This is a genomic window from Bacillus thuringiensis (assembly GCF_001182785.1).
Classification (GTDB): Bacteria; Bacillota; Bacilli; order Bacillales; family Bacillaceae_G; genus Bacillus_A; species Bacillus_A thuringiensis_S.
In genome coordinates this window covers 4509192-4525824 of sequence record NZ_CP012099.1, presented here as the reverse complement: position 1 = coordinate 4525824, position 16633 = coordinate 4509192, and the positions used below count along the sequence as shown (strand labels likewise).

Below are 16633 nucleotides of genomic sequence, written 5' to 3'. Positions count from 1 at the left end.
CCAAAATGGTCATCCTCTTTATTATTGCTCGCTTGTTTGTGTAGCTGGCTTTAATAAAAGCCAAGCGATAATTAATGTACATACTGCTAATACGAAAGTGCTCATATAAATGACGTGTACACTTGATGCTAATGCGGATTGTGATTCGCTTACTACGTTTGCTGTAGTACCACCATGTCCACCAGATACAAGATCAAGATTTTTAATACCACGTGCGTGAATCATCGTATTGAAGATTGTACCGAATATTGCAGCACCTAACGTTTGACTAAATGTATTAATAAATGTATTTAAACCAACAGCTGTTCCGCGTGTATGAGCTGGTACGGCTGCTTGAATTGTTACCATGTAAATCGGTGTCACAAGCCCCATTCCTAAGCCGAATAATCCGACTGCTACATAAATAAGGAACGATGGTGAATTGGTTGATAGTGTAAATAATAAGAACGTAGCGACTGATAAAATGCTAGCTCCAAGTAAAATGATTTGTTTTGTTTTTAATTTGCCTACTAAGTTACCAGAGAAAATAGCGCCAAATGTCCACATAACAGGAATTGGCATTAAAATAAGTCCAGCTTCTGTCGCATTTTTCCCTAATACACCTTGACTCCAAATTGGAAGGTACATTGTAATACTAATAATCATTGCGCCAGCAATAAGAGTTAATATATTTATCGTAGATAATGTACGGTTAGAGAAAAGTGCTAGCGGAATTAATGGTTCCGGAGATTTTTTCTCGATGAACAAGAAAATAATGAATGAAATAGCGGCAAAGATTAATAGGCCGATAATTGTCATGTCTCCCCAGTTTTGCTTACTGCTACCTGTTAATAATGCATATAGTAGAGCGATTGTACTTAATGAAAAAACTGTTGCACCAAGATAATCGATATGATGTTTAGCAGGTTTAATAGATTCTTTGTAGTAAATTACAATCATTAAGCAAGCGATAATTCCGAATGGGACGTTTAAGAAGAAAATATAACGCCAAGAAAGAGAATCAACTAAAAATCCACCTACTAACGGTCCGATAACACCGGATACACCCCAAACAGCACTCATCCAACCTTGTGCTTTCGCGCGGTCTTTCGCTTCGCTATATAAGTCTCCAATAATCGTCATTGTGATTGGCATAACAGCACCAGCACCGATACCTTGAAGCGCGCGGAAGAAAATTAATTGTTCCATCGATGTAACGACTCCGCAAAGTGCAGAACCGACTAAAAAGATTGTAGCTCCGATAAGTAAAACTTTTTTACGACCAAATAAATCAGCGAGCTTTCCGTATATTGGAGTCGAAACAGCTGTTGCAAGCATATAAATTGCATATACCCAACTAACAAGTTCGACGCCTGACAAATCACTCGTTATACGAGGGATTGCTGTACTAACAATCGTTCCTTCTACCGCAGAAAGAAACGTCATTAACATTAAAGACATCATGACTTTTTTTCTCATTTGTTTTCCCCTTACCCTTTTTAAATATTCAACAATATAAAATATAAAGGTACTAAGGTATATAAAGCAACAAAAAAGCAATGGAAAGTTACATGGAGCAGATGTTTGTCGCTTCTTGTCGGTAAGTCGATATATTTGAGAAATCGCCGATATAATTACAGAATCGCTGATATATCTGTGGAATCGCCGATAATGATTTCATGGCAATATTAAAAAAGAAACAGGAATCCCTGTTTCTTTTTTTAATATTGCATTTTCGCGTTTTCTCCAGCTGTCGTTCCGGCAATTCTACCAGTAACAAGGGCTGATGTAATATTATAGCCACCAGTATAACCGTGAATATCAAGAACTTCTCCGCAGAAATATAAGCCGTTCGTAAATTTAGAAGACATTTCTTTCGGGTTAATTTCTTTCACGGATACACCTCCGCCAGTAACGAATGCTTTTTCAATTGACTGCGTACCATTTACATTCACAGTAAACTCTTTAAAGTCTTTCACAAGTGCGCGAATCTTTTCGTGAGAAACTTGTCCAGCTTGTTCACTACCGTCAATTTCATTTTTTTCTAGTAAGAATAGGAAGTAACGTTCAGGGACATAACCTTTTAAAACGTTTTTAATTCCTTTTTTCGGATCTTCTTTCATTTGTTTCAGCATGCGCTGAAATAGTTGCTCACTATTTTCCTCTGGCAATGCATCAATACTCATTTGTATTGTATTCGTTTTAAACTTTTTCAATGCTTTCACGACGAATTGACTACAGCGAAGAGCAGCAGGACCAGATAGGCCAAAATGAGTGAAGAGCATGTCCATTTTGTGAGAAATGATAGCTTTTCCTTTCGGGTTTAATACGCTTAAGTTTATATCACGTAAAGCAAGACCTTGTAATGAGCGATCACGTATAAACGGCTCGTTTGAAAGAATAGGTACTTCTGTTGGGAATAATTCTGTAATTGTATGACCTGCTTTTTCAGCCCAAGCGTATCCGTCTCCAGTGGAACCAGTTTGAGGAACTGATTTTCCGCCAACAGCGATAACGACGTGATTCGTTTCTAACACTTCGCCTGTTTGCAGTACAACTGCTTTCGTTTGACCATTTTCATATTCAATCGTTTCAACAGGCGTATTTGTACGGATTTTTACACCTAAGTCTTTTAATCGTGTTAAAAGTGAGTCTACAACAGATTGCGCTTTGTTTGACACAGGGAACATGCGACCGTGGTCTTCTTCTTTCAATTTAACACCAAGATTTTCGAAGAATGTAATAATATCTTCATTATTAAAAATAGAAAAAGCGCTGTATAAGAAGCGACCGTTTCCTGGTATATGTTTAACAATTTCATCAAGTGGTAGACGGTTCGTTACGTTACAGCGCCCGCCACCAGAAATCGCAAGTTTACGCCCAAGTTTATTTCCTTTATCAAGAAGCAAGACATTTGCGCCTTCTTCTGCAGCACCAATTGCAGCCATTAGCCCAGAAGGACCGCCGCCGATGACAATAACATCATAATGCATAATATATCGACCTCATTTTCTACATTTCCTGCCTAAAAGAATAGCATGTTTTCCCTTAAAAGAAAAATAGAGTGAAGTACTGCTTAATGAGAGAATTGTGGTACAATACAAAAGTTAGAGTTCAGCACTATCCTGCTATTTGTAGGCGATAAGACTAAAACCTCAAGATTTAGGAGAAGTAAATAGGGAGTCTGTTAGCCTGTAAATGCTCGAATGGTTCAACTAATAAGGAGTAGGAGAGAAGTCTCCAACTAATTATAGTTTCACTTTATGTAGATGTAGGAGGATTTTTGTATGTCCGATTCGAAATTTCTGCGCGGAACGCTTATTGTTACGCTAGGGACATTTTTAGTAAAGTTCTTAGGCATGATTTACGTCTTTCCGTTTCATGCATTAGTAGGCACAGAAGGCGGAACGCTCTATACATATGGATACATTCCATATACGATCTTTTTAAGTATCGCAACGGCAGGTGTGCCGCTTGCTGTTTCGAAATTTGTTTCCAAATATAATGCGCTTGGCGATTATAAAACGAGCCGGAGAATGTTCCGCTCGGGAATGGTTATGATGATAGTAACAGGAGTTCTTTCGTTCCTAGTGCTGTACATGACGGCGCCATTGTTTGCAGAAGCGATGCTTGGTAAACAAAGTATACACAATAATGTAGGAGAAGTTACGACGATCATTCGTCTTGTAAGTTTCGCACTTATTGTTGTACCAGCAGCGAGTTTAATTCGTGGTTATTTCCAAGGTCACCAGTCTATGGGACCAACTACCGTTTCACAAATTATTGAACAAATTATTCGTATCATCTTTTTATTAGCTGGTAGTTTTATCGTTATTAAAGTACTTGGTGGTACAGTTGCAACAGCAGTTGGAGTAGCGACATTTGCTGCGTTCGTTTCAGCGGTTGGAGCACTCGGTGTGTTAATTTGGTACTGGTTAAAACGTAAAAAATATTTGGATCAATATTTAATTGAACAAACTGTACCAGAATCAACAGTAAGTACTGTTCAATTGTTTAAAGAGTTATTCGCATATGCGATTCCTTACGTTGTAATTGGGTTAACAATTCCTTTATATCAACAAATTGATACATTGACATTTAACTCAATTATGCAGGCGATTGGTCAAGGCGATATCGCAGAGCGAGCGCTTGGTATTTTCACAATGTGGACGCATAAGTTAATTATGATTCCTGTATCACTTGCAACAGCGTTTAGTTTAACGCTTGTACCAGCAATTACAAAATCATTTACTGAAAAACAATACCGCTATTTGAAATTACAAATTACACAAACATTCCAGGCAAATATGTTTTTAACATTGCCAGCAGTTATCGGTATTTCAACACTTGCATATCCAATTTACACTGCTTTCTATGACTCAGATCCATTAGGTGGACAAGTATTAATGTGGTATGCACCAGTTGCATTGTTATTTGCTTTATTTACGGTAACAGCGGCAATTCTTCAAGGGATTAATCAGCAAAAGCATGCGATTGTCGCGCTTGTTATGGGTGTTATTTTGAAATTTGTATGTAACGTAATCTTTATTCGTTATTTCGGTACAGTAGGAGCAATTCTAGCGACCGCAGTTGGTTTCTTAGCTTCTGTTTGGTATACAAATCGACAAATTAAAAAATATGCACACTATTCATTCGGTGTTGTATATAAAAGAACATTCCAAATTGCAGTACTGACACTTATAATGGTCGTTGCTGTAAAACTATCACAATGGCTTCTATCCTTCATGATTTCGCCTGATGGCCGTATTGGTGCTCTTATAACAGTTGCGATTTGTGCAGGTATTGGCGGTCTTGTTTACGGATTGTTAGCAATTCGCACAGGAGTACTTGAAAGAGTATTTGGCGGAGAAGCATTAGATAAAATTCAACGTAAACTTGGTAGTAGATTTAAAATAAAGTTGAAATCAAGAGGGGCGTAATTACGTCCCCTTTTCTATGATAAATAAAGAAGGTGAAAAACGTGAGATTAGATAAATTATTAGCGAATATGGGATATGGAAGTAGAAAAGAAGTAAAGAAATTATTGAAAGATGGCGTTGTGAAAATTGATGGAACGCCAGTAAAAGATGCGAAAGTTCATGTAAATGTAGAAGAGCAAGAAGTTATGATTCACGGTGAAGTTGTGGAATACAAAGAGTTTGTTTACTTAATGATGCATAAACCACAAGGTGTTATTTCAGCGACGGAAGATGATAATCATGAAACAGTAATAGATTTATTAGAATTAGAAGATGCAATCTTTGATCCGTTCCCAGTTGGACGACTTGATATCGATACGGAAGGTTTCTTATTGATAACAAATGATGGGAAGTTATCACATCAATTATTATCTCCGAAAAAGCATGTGCCGAAAAAATACTATGCACACGTTGCAGGAGTAGTAACAGAAGAGGATGTAAAAGAGTTTGCTAAAGGTGTTATTTTAGACGATGGCTATGAAACAAAGCCAGGTGCGCTTACAATATTGAAAAGCGATGATATTTCTGAAATTGAGCTTGTGATTACGGAAGGGAAATTCCATCAAGTGAAGCGTATGTTTGAAGCAGTAGGGAAAAAAGTAGTCTACCTAAAAAGAACAGAGATGGGTCCGTTAGTATTAGATGAAGAACTAGAACTTGGACAATACCGAGAGCTAACAGATGAAGAAGTAGAAATGTTAAGAACATATCAAGTAGATACTGAAAAGTAGTACCTTTATAGGTGCAGAAAAAACCCCTTTCTAATAGTTAGAAAGGGGTATGTATTTATTTACATACAATTATTTTTCGTTATGAGGTCATTCTCACTTTCTTTCCTGTTGTTGTCCACTTACCGCGGCAAGGGCTATACACGAGTTCATTAAACTGCAACACATTTAGATCACGTTGTATCGTTCGCGGTGTGATCCCGAACTCATCTACAAGGTCTTTCGTCGTTACCGTTCCGTTTTCATTGATGTACATATAAATTGATTTAATGCGTGTTAGCATACGAGTAGTTGTAGGTTTCAAGAGAAAACCACTCCTCTACTAGTTTTTTTGACCCCATTCAGGAAAGAAGGTCGTTACTACCATTGTACTCTACATGATAAAATTCATGCTTTAATCTACTTAAATTTTACAAAAGTTTAACAAATATTTATATAGAAAAATATTGGTAGTTGACATTGTATATATGGTCAGTCAACTAACACATAAAATTCTACGTAAAACGCCAAATTCCTGCAAATTTTTTTGAAAAAATAAAAGAAAAACTAATAAGAAATGTCTGAAATATTACAATTGTTCGGTATTTAGTTTTCGTGTATGGCATAAGGGATTTCGGTTTGCTATGATGAAAGAGATAATATAGTGAAGGATGGATGCGTGATGTCAGCGATTAATTGGACTGAAGAAGTTGCAAAACGAAAAGATGATTTAATTCGTGATACACAACAATTTTTACAAATTAAAAGTGTATGGGAAGAAGAATCGGCGAAAGAAGGCGCACCATTCGGTGAAGGTGTAGAAAAAGCGCTATCTTTCATGTTACATAAAGGAGAAGCTGAAGGTTTTGCTTCTAAAAATTTAGAAGGATATGCAGGTCATCTTGAAATGGGACAAGGAGAAGAGTTAGTAGGTATTCTTTGTCACGTTGATGTTGTACCAGAAGGAGATGGCTGGACGACTCCTGCGTATAGTGCGGATATTCGCGACGGAAAGATTTTTGCACGTGGTGCAATTGACGATAAAGGCCCAACGATGGCAGCATATTATGCGATGAAAATTGTGAAAGAATTAGGCTTACCTCTTTCAAAACGTGTTCGTATGATTATAGGAACAGATGAGGAAAGCAATTGGAAATGTGTAGATCACTACTTTAAAAACGAAGAAATGCCAACAATCGGTTTTGCACCAGATGCAGACTTTCCAATTATTAATGCAGAAAAAGGAATTTCTGATATACAAGTTGTGCAAAATGGTAGTGAAGAGAAAAAAGGTACATATGAACTTGTTTCATTTGATTCAGGGCGCCGTTTAAATATGGTTCCTGATTTTGCAGAAGCGGTTATTACAGGAGAAGATGTAAATGCACTTACAGTAGCATATGAAGAGTATTTACAAACTGCTAAAAAAATAGGGAAATCGACTATAGAAGGCAATACAGTGACGTTGCAAATAGAAGGAATTTCAGCGCACGGATCTACTCCTGAAAAAGGAGAAAATGCAGGTTTATTATTAGCAAACTTCTTAACTACAGTTTCACTTGATGGAAAAGCAACTGCATTTGCGACATTTGCAACAGAAACATTTACTGGTGATATTTTTGGTGAAAAAGCTACTATTGCTTATAAAGATGAAATTAGCGGTCCATTAACAGTGAATGTTGGTCGCCTTTCTTATACGAAAGAGAATGGTGGTAATTTAGGATTAAACGTACGTTACCCAGTTACGACTAACTTTGAAGAAATGATTGCAAAGTTAAAAGAATATGTAGGTACGTATGGATTTGCAGTAGCAGACTATTCTAACTCTCGTCCGCATCACGTTGATAAAGATCACGAGTTAATCCGTACGTTGCAACGTGTGTATGAAGAACAAACAGGTGAAAAAGCTGAATTGTTAGCAATCGGCGGAGGGACTTATGCTCGCTCATTAAAAGCTGGTGTGGCATTTGGACCGCTATTCCCTGGAAAAGAAGAACTTGCGCATCAAAAAGATGAGTACATTGAAATTGAAGACTTATTAAAAGCAACAGCAATTTACGCGCAAGCAATTCATGAATTGGCGAAGTAAAGTGAAACTTTAATCGCTGATATATGAATAATGACCGCTCTCTACTTTAGAGGGCGGCTTCTTTTTAATTGAATGAGATAAGAAAGAAAAGCAACAATAGAAAGAAGGAGACGGTGTACATGGATAGGCATTATTTTGTCGCAATTACGTTACCAAATCATATAAAAGAAGTGCTGTCTAACTATAAAGAGGATACGAATGAGGAATTACCATTTCGTTCGTGGGTACATAAGGAAGATTATCATATTACCCTTTCCTTTTTAGGAGGTGCGACAGAAGAACAGTTAAAAGGGATAAAGAATGGATTACAAACACTTACAAAAACAAAAGAACTATCGTTCACGTTACAAGGTTTTTCAACGTTTGGTAGGGAAAATCAGCCCCGTATTTTTTGGGCGAAGGTAAGTGAGAATCACGATTTGTTTCAGTTGCAAAAGCAAGTACATGTCATTTGTGAAGAAAATGGATTTTCTCTAGAAACACGCCCGTATCATCCGCATATTACTGTTGCCCGTAAATGGATAGGAGAAGAAAAGTTTCATTTAGAAAGTATAAAAGAAGTGCCTGAAATATCATTTCAAGCAGATACAATTACTTTATACGAATCCCACGTGAAAGAAACCCCGAAGTATAAATCGATTGCTGAAATAAAATTACAAAAATAGAATGGTGAAAACGTTTTTTATGCAGGTGAATATACTATAGAGAAGAATGGAGTTACTGTATAGAGTCTTGTTGATAAGAAAAGCCTTATCATTTGCAGCTCATTTTATCTCGCTCATTAAAGTTTCACTTTATTTTAACTTTGAGAATGATGGTGATTTTTTTATGTTGAAAGTAAAACGTCCATTTGATGCCTATTTAGATGAAATGAATAAAATTACAATTTTGCTCCCACATGCGTATGGAACAAGTCGGACATTTCGTTTGCAAGAAGGAAGTAATGTGAAAGATTTACCGATTGCTCATACGATTGCGCTTCCAGATGCAACGAAGTATGAGTGCTTTATAGAAGAGCCGCTAGATGTGGGGAAGTATTATACAGTACGAGATGAACGGAATGAAGAAACGGATTTACAAATAGGTGCTGTTATTCGAACAACAATTTTCGATGAAAAGTATTATTACGAAGGTACAGATTTAGGTGCTGTGTATCAAAAAGAAGAAACGACATTTAAAGTATGGGCCCCAACTGCAAGGCTTGCGAAAGTAAGAATTTATAAGAGCGATAAAGAATATACCGATCATGAAATGTACAGGGGAGAAAACGGAGTTTGGATTCAAACATTACAAGGTGATTTAGACGGAGCACGCTATACATTTCTCGTTTGTATTAATTTAATATGGAACGAAGCTGTGGATCCTTATGCAAAGTCGGTGACGGTAAACGGAAAACACGGTGTTGTTATCGATTTAGAAAAAACGAATGTAACAAGACGAGAGGGATTACCACCGTTACAATCAATGACAGATGCCATATTGTATGAACTGCATATTCGTGATGCGACTATACATCAAAATAGTGGAGTGAGTCAAAAGGGAACATATAAAGGATTGATGGAAGAGGGAACAACAGGACGGAACGGGACGTTAACAGGGTTGTCTCATATAAAAGATTTAGGTGTTACACATGTTGAACTATTACCTTTATATTGTTTCGGTGGTGTAGATGAGGCGAATCCTTCGTCCGCCTATAATTGGGGATATAATCCATTATATTACAATGCACCAACAGGATTTTATGCTACAAATCCCTCTGACCCGTATAACAGGATAGTAGAGTGTAAACAGTTGATCGAGACATTTCATGAGCATGGCATTAGGGTGATTATAGATGTTGTATATAATCATGTTTATGAAAGAGAGCTATCATCATTTGAAAAGCTTGTTCCAGGCTATTATTTTCGTCATGGTGAAGATGGTATGCCCTCTAATGGGACGGGAGTCGGAAATGATATAGCGTCTGAACGGAAAATGATGAGGAAATTCATTGTAGAGTCTATTTTATATTGGCTTACTGAATACAATGTCGATGGATTCCGATTCGACTTAATGGGAATTTTAGATGTTGATACAATGAATATGATAGAAAAAGAAGTGCGAAACATAAAACGAGATGCTTTGTTATTAGGAGAAGGATGGGATTTACAAACACCGCTTCCTCTTGAGGAAAAAGCAACGTTAAATAATGCGAAGAAAATGCCACATATCGCGCAGTTTAATGATCAATTTCGTGATGGGATAAAAGGGAGTACATTTCATATAAATAAGCGTGGTTTTGCATTTGGTGGGCATGTAGACTGTAATCATTTGCAGTATATTGCAGCAGGAAGCCTTTTAAGTATGAAAGAAACAGGGCTGTTTCTAGAGCCGGCGCAAAGTATTAACTATGTAGAATGTCATGATAATATGACGATGTGGGATAAACTAGTGCGCAGTAATGAAGAATCAGAAGCGATTTTGAAAAAACGTCACCTGCTAGCGAGCGCAATGGTTATTCTTTCACAAGGTATTCCTTTCTTACATGCAGGACAAGAGTTTTATCGTACGAAGAAAGGAAATGAAAATAGCTATAATGCAAGTGATGAGATCAATCAATTAGATTGGGATCAAAAAGAGAAAGAAATAGAGACCGTTAACTATATAAAAGGTTTAATTGCGATTCGTAAAGAGCATGGGGCATTCCGATTACAAAACGCAGACCTTATAAAAAAACATATGACTTTTTTACAAACATCTACAGAAGTACTTGCATATCACCTAGAGCATGCAGAATCGTTTGGGCCGTGGAAAGAGATTGTCGTTTTATTTAATAGTGGTTTAGAAGCTAAAACTGTGCAACTTCCGAAAGAAGAAATGTGGCATGTGATAGTAGACGAAAAGCAAGCGAAAATAGAGCCAATTTCTTCATTTAGAGGAAAGGAACTTAGGCTCGCTCCAATTAGCACGTATATATTGACGATAATGTGACAAATCGCTACTTGACGATGAGAATGTAATAAATGTAGAATTGACAAAGGTGACGATTTTGATAAGTTGTCATTCTATGACAGGTTTTGTAAAATAAAATAGAGAATTTTTGGCTGAGGCTAATTTTTCTTTTCATTTACAGTAAAATATATGAATCCACAACATGTGTAGAAATGTTGCGGTTTTTCTTTTCATAACTATAAAAGATAAGGATTTGTTAACGGGTAATGAATATGGAATGGTTGGAACAATTATTAGGAAAAGAGTGGAGTCTTGTACCGGCTGGTGGAGTAACGGGCGATGCATATATTGCGCAAAACGGACAACAGAAGTTATTTTTAAAGCGGAATACATCGCCCTTTTTAGCGGTATTGTCAGCAGAAGGAATTGTTCCAAAATTACTTTGGACAAGAAGGGTAACGAACGGTGATGTAATTTCTGCTCAAAAATGGCTTCCGGGACAGAAGTTAGAGCCAGAGGATATGAAACTAGAACGTGTTGCGAAACTTTTGAAGAAAATTCACTCCTCTAAAGCGCTTGTACAGATGATTCAAAGACTTGGGAAGCAGCCGCTTCACGCACAAGAGTTATTACAACAACTGCAACTCGTTTTAAGAGGAGATATAAGGGATGATGAAACAATTCAGCAAGGCCTTCAATATTTAATGGATTCATTAAAAGCTATTGAATACAATGAATTCGTTGTATGCCATTGTGATGTAAACCATAACAACTGGATATTGTCGGATGAAGATGAGTTGTTTTTAATTGATTGGGATGGAGCTGTAATTGCTGACCCAGCTCTAGACCTTGGTATGTTATTATATTGGTACATTCCGCGCCAGGAGTGGAGTGAGTGGCTCGGTTTTTATGATATTGAAATGGATGAATCGCTGCTTAGGCGCATGAGATGGTATGTGATAGCACAAACGATTTTGTCTATTCAATGGCATACAACAAAAAAACAGCAAGCAGAAGCTGAATATTGGCATCAATATTTACAGCAACTACTTGCTTCAGAATAATACTTAAGAAAAATTGTCCATTCCAGCAATCCACTGAGTAAGTTGTTCTTGATTATTGGAAATATGGTTGTCCAAATTAGAGGAAGATTTACCCGATTGACTATAAGAATATACATCGTTTAGCATTGTTTTAGCGTCACTACTTATATTATCGTTTGCGAGTAACGATTGAATGAGGCGCTCTAATTGCTCGCATTCTGAAACTGTCCCGCAGCAATCACTTTGGTGGTTGACTAAAATATCTTTCAGCACTTCTAATTGATGTTGTTGATTAATTGGCATGAACGGATCATCCTTTCGATTGTTTTTCTCTTCAAATGTAAGAGAAAAAGCTGTTTCGTCATGGAATGTTTAATGCTGTATGTAGTTTTTATCAAAATGGTACATCTTATACTTGAAAGAAACGGACCGAGTGCTCGTACGTACTTGGTTTTTTGTTTGGTAGATTGATTAAAAAAAGAAAGAAGGAATTATTCCTTTAAAATAGTTTTGTAAAGAGAGGGAGACATCTATGCGTTTAAGACATAAACCATATGCAATGGATCGAATTAACGAGTATTCACATATCGTAATCGGAAACCCAGAGGAGCGCGCTGGTAACTGGAAAGAAGTATTTGGAAATGAACAACCAATTCATATTGAAGTAGGTACAGGTCGTGGCCGCTTTATGTATGATATGGCAAAAGCGAATCCACATATTAATTATATCGGAATTGAAAAATTCACAAGTGTTGTTGTAGATGCACTTGATAAATTAATTGAAGAAGAAGTGCCGAACTTAAAGTTAATTAATAAAGATGCTGAAGATTTAACAGTTTTCTTTGCAAAAGGTGAGATTGATCGCGTTTATTTAAACTTCTCAGATCCATGGCCAAAGAAGCGTCATACGAAGCGTCGTTTAACGTATAAAACGTTTTTACGCAATTATGAAGAAGTGTTAGTAGAAGGCGGAGAAATTCATTTCAAAACAGATAATCAAGGTTTATTTGAATATTCTCTTATGAGTATGGCTGAGTATGGTATGTTACTAACGTACTTAAGCTTAGATCTTCATAACAGCGACTTTGAAGGTAACATCATGACTGAATACGAAGAGAAATTCTCTAGTAAAGGTCATCGTATTTACCGAGTTGAAGCAAAATATCGTACAGAGCCTATGCAGTAATGCATAGGTTTTTTTACATCTAAAATAATCAGAATTTTATGTTAAGATTAATTGAAAGGGGGATGTGTAATGGAACAGTTACAAATTGGAGATATAAAAGTAACGTGGTTAAAAGGCGGAAATACACATTTAGATGGAGGGGCAATGTTTGGTGTTGTGCCGAAAGTACTTTGGTCACGTAAATATAAACATAATGACACAAATCATATTTACTTACGAACAGATCCGTTACTTTTACAAACGAAAGATGGAAATATGCTCATTGATTCAGGAATAGGAAACGGTAAGTTGGATGAGAAGATGAAACGAAATCAAGGTGTAACAGAAGAATCATCGGTTTATGAATCGTTAGAAAAACAGGGATTAAAGCCTGAAGATATTCAATATGTTTTAATGACACATCTTCATTTTGATCATGCATCTGGTCTAACAAAATGGGAAGATGATCACCTTGTGCCGGCATTTCCAAATGCGAAAGTTTACGTAAGTGAAACAGAATGGAATGAAATGAGGAATCCAAACATTAGATCACGTAATACATATTGGAAGGAAAATTGGGAGCCAATTGTAGATCAAGTTGTTACGTTCCAGCAAGAAATAGAAATTACAGATGAAATCAAGATGGCGCATACGGGTGGTCATAGTGATGGACATGCAGTTATCGCTTTGGAGAGTCAAGGGGAAACGATGCTACATTTAGCGGATCTCTTGCCGACGCACGCGCATCAAAATGTATTATGGGTAATGGCATACGATGATTATCCGATGACCTCGATTGAAAATAAACAAAAATGGATGAAGTATGGTGCTGACAAAGAGGCGTGGTTTACGTTTTATCATGATGCATATTATCGTGCTGTGAAGTGGAATGAGGAAGGGCATATCGTAGAAAAAATAGAACGGAAAACGAGTATAGAAGCATAAAAATAGGAAGTTGTTCCATCATATTTATTGGAGCAGCTTCTTTTTTATTGTGGGGTTTTGTCGGTAAGTCGATATATTTAAAAAATCGCTGATATAATTTTAATCAATACTCGCAATTTCAAAAAAATAAGAGGTTCACCTAATGGGAACCCTCCGTTTTATGCTGCTATAACCTCTAAAACAGTACCTGTTTTAGCATCAACTAAAAATTCAAATCGTTCTTGTATATCATCTAACATTGTTGTAAGACCGCCGCGATAAACTTCATATGCGACATCATATTTTTCAAATGTCTCTGGAACCATATGTACCCAAGAGCCAGTAATTTCACCTTTATGACTTAATGCTTGTTTCACCATTTTCAATGCTTTTTCTGAAGAAATATGGGATTGTTCTTGTACTTTGTTTGCAACGAGATAACCAGCTGCGAACCCAACGCCAAGACCTGCTACTAAACCTTTCCAGCTCATATATTCACCTCAATTCTATAAAATAAAAATAGTGTACCAATAATAATTATAAAGCAAATACAGCTAAAAAAGAAGAAACTAGAAACATTTCGAAAATTTCGTTACAATAAAAGAGGTATTCTACTAAGGTTTGAAAGAAGGGGACTTCGTGAATAAAGAGACATTGCAATTATTTCGTACGTTAACAGAATTACAAGGTGCATCAGGTTTTGAACATGATGTACGCCGTTTTATGAAACAAGAATTAAGCAAATATGCGGATGAAATTATACAAGACGGTTTAGGTAGCGTATTTGGTCTGAAAAAAGGGGACGAAACTGGCCCGCGTGTTCTTGTAGCAGGTCATATGGATGAAGTAGGTTTCATGGTTACGCAAATTACGAAAAACGGAATGCTTCGTTTTCAAACGTTAGGCGGCTGGTGGAGCCAAGTTTTATTAGCGCAGCGTGTACAAGTTATGACGAAGAATGGTCCTGTTATTGGGGTTGTTGGTTCTATTCCTCCTCATTTATTAAGTGACGCGCAACGTGCAAAACCGATGGATATAAAAAATATGTTAATTGATATAGGTGCAGATAGTTATGAAGATGCGATTGAAATTGGTGTAAAACCAGGACAACAAATCGTGCCGATTTGCCCATTCACACCGATGGCAAATGAGAAGAAAATTATGGCGAAAGCTTGGGACAACCGTTACGGATGTGGTCTTGCAATCGAATTGTTAAAAGAATTAAAAGATGAAACATTACCAAATACATTATATTCTGGTGCTACTGTACAAGAAGAAGTAGGTCTTCGCGGAGCGCAAACAGCTGCAAATATGATTCAACCAGACATTTTCTATGCGCTTGATGCAAGTCCAGCAAACGATGCATCTGGTGACAAAACGCAGTTCGGTCAATTAGGAAAAGGTGCTCTTCTTCGTATTTACGATCGCACGATGGTAACACATAGAGGAATGCGCGAATTCATTTTAGATACAGCAGAAACAAACAACATTCCGTACCAATACTTTATTTCACAAGGTGGTACAGATGCGGGCCGTGTACATACAAGTAACTCTGGTATCCCATCAGCAGTAATTGGTGTTTGTGCACGCTACATTCATACACATGCTTCAATTTTACATGTTGATGATTATGCAGCGGCGAAAGAATTAATTACGAAGCTTGTAAGAACAACAGATAAAACGACGTTAGAGACAATTAAGAATAACGCGTAGAAAAGAAGGGCTGAAGAGCCTTTCTTTTTTTAGGTGGGAGAGATGCCCCGGCGTTGTGTGGTTGCGATGCTTCCATGTATAAAGAGTAAATTGATTAAGGTAAAATGATGAATTTTTATAGAGGTGAACGAAATGAAAGTAGTAGTAGGATCGAAGAATAAGACGAAGGTTGGGGCTGTGGAGAAGGTTTGGAAAGATGCTGAAATTACATCTCTTTCTGTTCCTTCAGGGGTAGCAAATCAGCCGTTTTCAGATGAAGAGACGATGCAAGGAGCGATTAATAGAGCGAAACGAGCGCTAGAGGAAGGAGAAGCTCCAATCGGTATTGGACTAGAGGGCGGTGTGATGAAAACAGAGCACGGTTTATTTATGTGTAACTGGGGCGCACTAGCAACAAGTGATGGGAAAGTATTCGTGGCTGGAGGGGCGCGTATTACGTTACCAGACGATTTTTTAGCACCTCTTGAAGATGGCAAGGAGTTAAGTGAAGTGATGGAAGAGTTTGTACATAGAAAAGACATTCGTAGTCACGAAGGTGCGATCGGTATTTTTACAGATGATTATGTCGACCGCACGGAATTATTTGTACACGTTGTTAAGTTACTTGTTGGGCAATATAAGTATGACAAAAAGCAAGCATAAACCTTGCACCATGCGCGATGTATGGTAGTATAAAAGAAAGATTATAACATGAAAACATGCACTCGTTAGAGGAGGAAATATAGATGAAGTCATTAGAAAGCATGGAGCAATTCCAACAATTAAAAAATGAAGAGAATGTAGTCTTTATGTTCTCAGCAGAATGGTGCCCAGACTGCCGTTTTGTAGACCCATTTATGCCAGAAGTAGAAGAGAAATATAGTGATTTCTCATTTTACTATGTAGATCGTGATGAGTTTATTGATCTATGTGTAAAATTAGACGTATTTGGCATTCCGAGCTTTGTAGCGTACAATAAGGGTGAAGAAACTGGTCGCTATGTAAACAAAGATCGTAAAACACAAGAACAAATCGAAGAGTTCATTGAAGGTTTAAAATAAGGCAATTTGCCAATTGAATTGTAAAACAACCTCTACCTTCGCGGGGGAGGTTATTTTTTTGGA

The 16633-nt window shown here is 37.1% G+C and carries 16 protein-coding genes; 11 read left to right on the top strand and 5 right to left on the bottom strand.

Annotated features, from left to right (window positions below; all coding sequences use genetic code 11):
- Positions 1-21 precede the first annotated feature (21 nt).
- Together AC241_RS23350 and AC241_RS23345 are read right to left on the bottom strand one after the other, a co-directional pair.
- Positions 22-1458 carry an MDR family MFS transporter gene (locus tag AC241_RS23350; RefSeq protein WP_029443446.1) on the bottom strand — a complete coding sequence of 479 codons (1437 nt, stop codon included), beginning with the start codon at positions 1456-1458 and terminating at the stop codon, positions 22-24.
- 242 nt (positions 1459-1700) lie between these two features.
- Positions 1701-2972, bottom strand: a complete 1272-nt coding sequence (locus AC241_RS23345; protein WP_029443445.1) for a BaiN/RdsA family NAD(P)/FAD-dependent oxidoreductase — start codon at positions 2970-2972, stop codon at positions 1701-1703.
- 294 nt (positions 2973-3266) lie between these two features.
- On the opposite strand from AC241_RS23345, the gene AC241_RS23340 reads away from it, so the two are divergent.
- Positions 3267-4919 carry a putative polysaccharide biosynthesis protein gene (locus tag AC241_RS23340; protein WP_016080027.1) on the top strand — a complete coding sequence of 551 codons (1653 nt, stop codon included), beginning with the start codon at positions 3267-3269 and terminating at the stop codon, positions 4917-4919.
- Between the two features lie 41 nt (positions 4920-4960).
- Positions 4961-5689 carry a pseudouridine synthase gene (locus AC241_RS23335; RefSeq protein WP_001234948.1) on the top strand — a complete coding sequence of 243 codons (729 nt, stop codon included), beginning with the start codon at positions 4961-4963 and terminating at the stop codon, positions 5687-5689.
- Between the two features lie 79 nt (positions 5690-5768).
- Here the strand turns inward: AC241_RS23335 and AC241_RS23330 are convergent, their stop codons facing one another.
- Positions 5769-5990 carry a DeoR family transcriptional regulator gene (locus AC241_RS23330; protein ID WP_000805512.1) on the bottom strand — a complete coding sequence of 74 codons (222 nt, stop codon included), beginning with the start codon at positions 5988-5990 and terminating at the stop codon, positions 5769-5771.
- Between the two features lie 357 nt (positions 5991-6347).
- Here AC241_RS23330 and pepV point away from each other — a divergent pair, with 357 nt between their 5' ends.
- From pepV to AC241_RS23305, 4 genes are all read left to right on the top strand, one after another.
- Positions 6348-7754, top strand: a complete 1407-nt coding sequence (gene pepV, locus AC241_RS23325; protein ID WP_001274237.1) for a dipeptidase PepV — start codon at positions 6348-6350, stop codon at positions 7752-7754.
- A gap of 119 nt (positions 7755-7873) precedes the next feature.
- Entirely contained in the window at positions 7874-8419 is a 546-nt protein-coding gene (gene thpR / locus AC241_RS23320) for an RNA 2',3'-cyclic phosphodiesterase (RefSeq protein ID WP_050844597.1), read from the top strand.
- A 163-nt stretch (positions 8420-8582) separates the two neighbouring features.
- Positions 8583-10724 (top strand): type I pullulanase, encoded by a 2142-nt coding sequence (pulA, locus tag AC241_RS23310; protein ID WP_050844596.1) that lies wholly within the window; start codon positions 8583-8585, stop codon positions 10722-10724.
- 227 nt (positions 10725-10951) lie between these two features.
- Positions 10952-11749 carry a phosphotransferase family protein gene (locus AC241_RS23305; protein WP_002094168.1) on the top strand — a complete coding sequence of 266 codons (798 nt, stop codon included), beginning with the start codon at positions 10952-10954 and terminating at the stop codon, positions 11747-11749.
- A 3-nt stretch (positions 11750-11752) separates the two neighbouring features.
- On the opposite strand, the gene AC241_RS23300 is transcribed toward AC241_RS23305, so the two are convergent.
- Positions 11753-12031, bottom strand: coding sequence for a YtzH-like family protein (locus tag AC241_RS23300; RefSeq protein WP_001122235.1), 279 nt, complete (start codon positions 12029-12031; stop codon positions 11753-11755).
- A gap of 229 nt (positions 12032-12260) precedes the next feature.
- On the opposite strand from AC241_RS23300, the gene trmB reads away from it, so the two are divergent.
- On the top strand, positions 12261-12914 hold the full coding sequence (gene trmB, locus AC241_RS23295) for a tRNA (guanosine(46)-N7)-methyltransferase TrmB (RefSeq protein ID WP_001239383.1): 654 nt from the start codon (positions 12261-12263) through the stop codon (positions 12912-12914).
- Positions 12915-12983: 69 nt separating this feature from the next.
- Positions 12984-13838 (top strand): YtnP family quorum-quenching lactonase, encoded by an 855-nt coding sequence (locus AC241_RS23290; RefSeq protein WP_029443441.1) that lies wholly within the window; start codon positions 12984-12986, stop codon positions 13836-13838.
- A 158-nt stretch (positions 13839-13996) separates the two neighbouring features.
- On the opposite strand, the gene AC241_RS23285 is transcribed toward AC241_RS23290, so the two are convergent.
- Positions 13997-14308 (bottom strand): PepSY domain-containing protein, encoded by a 312-nt coding sequence (locus AC241_RS23285; RefSeq protein WP_000118541.1) that lies wholly within the window; start codon positions 14306-14308, stop codon positions 13997-13999.
- A gap of 148 nt (positions 14309-14456) precedes the next feature.
- On the opposite strand from AC241_RS23285, the gene AC241_RS23280 reads away from it, so the two are divergent.
- The 3 genes from AC241_RS23280 (at position 14457) to AC241_RS23270 (ending at position 16570) form a co-directional block, all read left to right on the top strand.
- Positions 14457-15530, top strand: coding sequence for a M42 family metallopeptidase (locus AC241_RS23280; RefSeq protein ID WP_050844875.1), 1074 nt, complete (start codon positions 14457-14459; stop codon positions 15528-15530).
- A 132-nt stretch (positions 15531-15662) separates the two neighbouring features.
- Positions 15663-16172, top strand: coding sequence for a DUF84 family protein (locus AC241_RS23275; RefSeq protein ID WP_016080032.1), 510 nt, complete (start codon positions 15663-15665; stop codon positions 16170-16172).
- An 83-nt stretch (positions 16173-16255) separates the two neighbouring features.
- On the top strand, positions 16256-16570 hold the full coding sequence (locus tag AC241_RS23270; protein ID WP_000838193.1) for a thioredoxin family protein: 315 nt from the start codon (positions 16256-16258) through the stop codon (positions 16568-16570).
- Positions 16571-16633: the final 63 nt, after the last annotated feature.